A 5,177-nucleotide genomic window follows, 5' to 3' on the forward strand; every position below is an offset into this window, starting at 1 on the left:
CCCCCCTTCCGCCGCGCGCCCCCCGGCCCCGCCAGAGGAGCAGGCCCCGCGCCTTGCCCCCCTCGCGGCAACCCAGCCCGCCCCCGCGCGCCCTCCCGTTGCCACCACGCGGACCGAAACGCCGCGCCTGAGCACCGGAGGGGTGCCGGTGCAAACCGCCCGGGATGACGGCGCGAATACCCCTGTCGGCGAGGCTCCCCCGGTCGAAGGGCGGGCTTTGTCGCGCCCCACCCCTGACGCGCCGGCGAGGGGAGCCTCGTTGTCGGCGCCGATTCCCCCCCCCACGCCGTCCCGGGCAAGCGCGCCCCCCTCGTCCGACCAGGTGGCCACGCGTGCCCAGCCGGCCCCCGTGCCGCGCGGGGTTTCCTTGTCCTTCGCCACCGGCTCGGCCGATCTGCCCCCGGACGCGGGCGAGCGCCTGGATCGCCTGGCCGCCCAGGCCCTGGCCGATCCCGGGCGACGGATCACGGTCATGGCCTACGCCACCGCCGAAGGCAGCGGCGGCTTGAACCGCGCCAAGCGGCTGTCGCTCACCCGCGCGCTGACCGTGCGCGCCTACCTGATGAACAAAGGCGTGCGCAGTCCCTCGATCGAGGTGCGCGCGCTGGGAGACCAGGGCGGGCCGAACCGGGATCGGGTCGATCTCGACATCGACTCGCACTAGCAAGGCGTGAAACGTGGTCCGGGACGTGGGTTCCAGGCCGCCTTGGGGGGGCTGGGGGGCTCGTGCGTCCTTCGTGCCCTGGAGTTCTTCTGGGGGAGAAGCACCGCTTTTCCCAAAAAGACAAACTCAAACAAAGGGATGCACAGTCTGTCCGTTTTTATCCGAAACCGACGGACTCCAGACCCGCCTTGCGAGGAGCCCTCATGACCCCGCCCCGCGTTTTTTTAATCCGCATGGTCGTGTTCCTGGCCGCCGTCGCCGCGGTGGCGGCCGTGCTGGCGCCCACCATGGCCCACTTTTTCCTCTCGAATCCGGCGCTCAACGGACTGATCTTGGGGGTGGGGCTGGTTGGCATCATCTTGAACTTCCGCCATGTGGTCAGCCTGGGCCCGGAAGTCCGCTGGATCGAGGCCTTCAGCCGGGGCCAGGCCAGCGTGTCGTCGGAAGCCATGCCCCGCCTGCTGTCGCCCATGGCCACGATGCTGGCCGAGCACAAGGAACGCGGCCGTGACCGGGGGCGATACTCGCTTTCGGCGATCGCCTCGCGGGCATTGCTGGATGGCATCGCCGCCCGGCTGGATGAAAACCGCGAAATGGCCCGTTATTTCGTGGGGCTGTGCGTGTTTTTGGGGTTGCTGGGCACTTTCTGGGGCCTGCTGGAGACCGTGGGGTCCATCGCGCGGGTCATTGGCACCTTGTCGCTGGGCGAAGGCGACTTGAACGCCGTGTTTTCCGACCTCAAGGCCGGGCTGGAAGCCCCGCTGTCGGGCATGGGCACGGCTTTTTCATCATCGTTGTTCGGCCTGTCCAGCTCGCTCGTTCTCGGCTTTTTGGATCTTCAGGCCGGCCAGGCGCAAAACTCCTTTTACAATGCCCTGGAGGACTGGCTTTCCAAGCAGACCCGCCTGGGGTCGGGCGCCGGGACCGGCGACGGAGACACCCCGGTGCCCGCCTATCTTCAGGCTCTTCTGGAAAAAACCGCCGACAGCCTGGACGATCTGCAACGGACCATCGCGCGCAGCCAGGAAACCAGCCTCGCCACCGGAGCCCAGATCCGCGACATGGCGGAAACCGTGGCCGTGCTCGCCGACCAGATGCGCACCGAGCAGGCGGTTTTGCTGCGCCTGGCCGAAACCCACGCCGATCTGCGCCCGGTGCTCACCCAGCTTTCGGAGTCGATGACCCGCCAGGCCACGCCCCACGGCGCCCTGGCGGACGAGCAGATGGCGGCCCATGTGCGCAACGTTGACGCGGCCGTGACCTACATCGCCAACCAGACCGTTCAGGGTCGCGAGGTGATGCTGAAGGAACTGCGGGGCGAAATCCGCATGCTGGCGCGAACCATCGCCGGGCTTGACCCGGCGTCGCGCCCCCTCGCCGGGCTCGACCCGGCGAAGCGGTCGGACGGGTAAGGGAGGGCACGCCCATGGCCGGCTTGGTGCGCCGTCGCGCGCGGTCCTTCGATATCTGGCCCGGTTTCGTGGATGTGCTTTCCACGTTGCTGATCATCACCATGTTCGCGCTCATGGTGTTTGTTCTCTCCCAGTTTTTTCTCGCGCATGCCTTGTCGGGGCGGGATGCCGCGCTCGAACAGCTGACCCGGCGCCTGAAGCAGATGACCGAGGTCCTGGCCATGGAGCGCAAGGACAACGACGATCTGCGTTTGTCCTTGTCGCAGCTGTCGGGAGAACTGAAGGACGCCAACACGCGCGTCGATTCCCTGTCGGCACGCCTGCGCGAGGCCGACGCGGCCACCTTCGAAAACCAGCAATTGCGCGATCGCCTGGCCGGAGTGGCCAAGCTGGAGCAGGACGTGGCGGCGCTCAAGGCCCTGCGCGACGAGCTGGAAGCCGAGATTCGCAAGCAAGGCGCCACCTTGTCCGAACGCGAGGGACAACTGGCCGAGGAACGCAAGCTGTCCGACGAGGCACGCGCCCACGCCGCCTTGCTCAACGCCCAAATGGAGGAGCTCCGCAAGCAATTGGCATCCTTGCAAGAAGCGCTGGAGGCCAGCGAGGCCCGCAGCCAGGAACAGGAAGTGCAGATCGCCGACCTTGGCCAGCGCCTCAACGCCGCCCTGGCCGAGAAGGTGCAGGAGTTGCAGCGTTACCGGTCGGAGTTCTTCGGGCGCTTGCGGGCCCTTCTGGGCAACCGCGACGACGTGCGCATCGTGGGCGATCGATTCGTTTTCCAATCCGAGGTGCTTTTCCCCAGCGGGTCGAACGTGTTGCAGCCCGCCGGCCAGGATACCCTGACCCGGCTGGCCCAGACCCTGATGCAGATCGCCCGGACGATTCCGCCCGATATCGATTGGATCTTGCGCGTGGACGGACACACCGACCGCCGGCCGATCAACACCTCTCAATTTCAATCGAACTGGGATCTCTCGGCCGCGCGGGCGATTTCGGTGGTTAACTTCCTGATCTCGCAAGGGGTTCCGCCCCAGCGCCTGGCGGCGGCCGGCTTTGGCGAATATCAGCCCATCGATCCCGGCACCGACGAGGCCGCGCTGGCCCGCAACCGCCGGATCGAACTGAAACTGGATCAGCGCTAAACCACTTTTCGGACACGGTGACGGTGAAAACAAAAAAGGGAGAGCGCCGCACCCGAATTTTGTTTAAAGTCCGTCGGTCTCATAAAAAACCGCGCGATCCGAACGCCGGATCACCCGAAGAAGGAACCCATTGACATGGATCGGAACCAGACTTCTTTCGCCGCTTTTTCATTGCCGCAAAAGGGTCTGTTCCATGCCTGGATTCATTTCTCTTTCCAACCTGACGTGGTCCTTTCCTGACGGGACCACGCTTTTCCCAGCCCTCAGCGTAACCTTTGGCTTCGAACGCACCGGAATCGTGGGGCGAAACGGAAGCGGGAAAACCACGCTGATGCGCCTGATTTCGGGCGAGCTGCGGCCCGCGTCGGGCAGCGTGCGCGTTTGCGGCACGCTGGGCCTTCTGAAGCAGGACGTGCGGGAAGATCCCGACGAAACCCTTGCCGATCTCTTCCATCGACACGCCGCGATCCTGGGGCCCGACGGGACAAGAACAGGGGAACCGCGGACCAGGGAACAGGGCGAGCCGGACGACCCGGTGTTGTTTTCACGCATGGAAGGGGCCTTGCGGCGCTGCGGACTCGCGGCCGACCCGCGAGCCTTGGTGACAAGCCTTTCCGGGGGACAGCGCACCCGCGCCGCCCTGGCGGCCCTGCTCCTGGCCCGACCCGATTTCCTGCTGCTCGACGAGCCGACGAACAACCTTGACCAGGCCGGACGGCGGGCGGTCCTCGACCTTATGCGGCAGTGGAAGGCGGGAGCCCTGGTCATCAGCCATGACCGCGCCCTTCTGGCTGAAATGGATGCCATCGTCGAACTGACCGCGCGGGGAGCAACCCGATGCAGCGGACCCTACGACGAATTCCTGCGCCACAAGGAAACCGAGCGGAACGCGGCGCATCAGGCCCTGGCCCAGGCGCGAAAGGCGTGTTCCGAAAGCGCGCGGCGGGCCCGGCAGGCCACCGAACGCAAGGCACGCAAGGACAGCCAGGGGCGCAAGAGCCGGGCGAAGGGGGGGCAGTCGAAAATCCTCCTGGATGCCGCCAGGGAACGGGCCGAGGCGTCGAGCGGCGCCCACGCGCGCCTGCGCGACGCCCGACGCGACTCGGCCGAAAGCGCCCTTGCCGTGGCACGCCAGAAAATCGACATTCTCCAGCCCTTGCGCATGGAGATCCCCTCGACGGGGCTGCCCGCCGGCGCGACGGTGCTCCGGCTGGAGGGCGTGAGCGGCGGCCATGACGCGGGGCATCCGGTCATCCGCGACCTTTCGTTCTCCCTGACCGGCCCGGAGCGCCTTGCCATCGCCGGACCGAACGGCAGCGGCAAAACCACGCTGATCCGGCTGATCTCCGGGCGGATTCTCCCCACCCGGGGCACGGTCGATCTCAAGGTGCCCTTCGCGGTGCTTGATCAGCACCTTGGGCTGCTCGACCCCGGGCTGAGCCTGCTCGACAGTTTTCTGGGGCTCCATCCCCAAGCGGATCACCACACGGCGCACGCGGTGCTGGCCCGCTTCATGTTTCGCGCGGGGGATGCCCTGCGCCGCGTCGGCACGCTCAGCGGAGGCGAGCGGGTTCGGGCCGGCCTGGCCTGTGTTCTGGGCGCCGTGCCCTTGCCCCGGCTGCTGATCTTGGACGAACCGACCAATCACCTTGATCTGGACGGCGTCGAGGCCTTGGAAACCGCCTTGGCGGCGTATGACGGGGCGATGGTGATCGCCAGCCATGACGAGGCCTTCTTGCACAGGCTGGCGGTGCCCCGACTCCTTACCTTGCCCGGATGACGGGGACCTTGCCCGGATGACGGGGGCGGGCGGGAAAAGCGACCGTCCGGGCCCGATGTCCGGCCTTGATTTCGTCCCCCACCACACCCCGGCCGGGCGCTGGCGCCTTCTTTCCGGCGCCCCCCCCGGCGCAAGGGCCCCGGCGCGCAGGGCGATCGGATGAACCGATTGCCCTGGAG

Annotated in this window: 4 protein-coding genes; all 4 read left to right on the plus strand. The window is 67.2% G+C overall.

Going from position 1 to position 5,177, the window contains the following annotated elements; genetic code table 11:
* A partial coding sequence (locus ROR02_RS15885) for an OmpA family protein (protein ID WP_147165026.1) occupies nucleotides 1-664 on the plus strand: 664 nt, incomplete at its 5' end.
* A gap of 203 nt (nucleotides 665-867) precedes the next feature.
* Nucleotides 868-2,076 carry a flagellar motor protein MotA gene (locus ROR02_RS15890; RefSeq protein ID WP_170245156.1) on the plus strand — a complete coding sequence of 403 codons (1,209 nt, stop codon included), beginning with the start codon at nucleotides 868-870 and terminating at the stop codon, nucleotides 2,074-2,076.
* Nucleotides 2,077-2,090: 14 nt separating this feature from the next.
* Nucleotides 2,091-3,218 carry a peptidoglycan -binding protein gene (locus tag ROR02_RS15895; protein ID WP_147165027.1) on the plus strand — a complete coding sequence of 376 codons (1,128 nt, stop codon included), beginning with the start codon at nucleotides 2,091-2,093 and terminating at the stop codon, nucleotides 3,216-3,218.
* 193 nt (nucleotides 3,219-3,411) lie between these two features.
* Entirely contained in the window at nucleotides 3,412-4,998 is a 1,587-nt protein-coding gene (locus ROR02_RS15900) for an ABC-F family ATP-binding cassette domain-containing protein (RefSeq protein WP_147165028.1), read from the plus strand.
* Nucleotides 4,999-5,177: the final 179 nt, after the last annotated feature.

The organism is Pararhodospirillum oryzae, assembly GCF_007992075.1.
Lineage (GTDB): Bacteria > Pseudomonadota > Alphaproteobacteria > Rhodospirillales > Rhodospirillaceae > Pararhodospirillum > Pararhodospirillum oryzae.

Bases quoted from the DNA above. Each gene is read 5' to 3' on its own strand.
- ROR02_RS15890 (WP_170245156.1), top strand. From the start codon at position 868: ATGACCCCGCCCCGCGTTTTTTTAATCCGCATGGTCGTGTTCCTGGCC.
- ROR02_RS15895 (WP_147165027.1), top strand. From the start codon at position 2,091: ATGGCCGGCTTGGTGCGCCGTCGCGCGCGGTCCTTCGATATCTGGCCC.
- ROR02_RS15900 (WP_147165028.1), top strand. From the start codon at position 3,412: ATGCCTGGATTCATTTCTCTTTCCAACCTGACGTGGTCCTTTCCTGAC.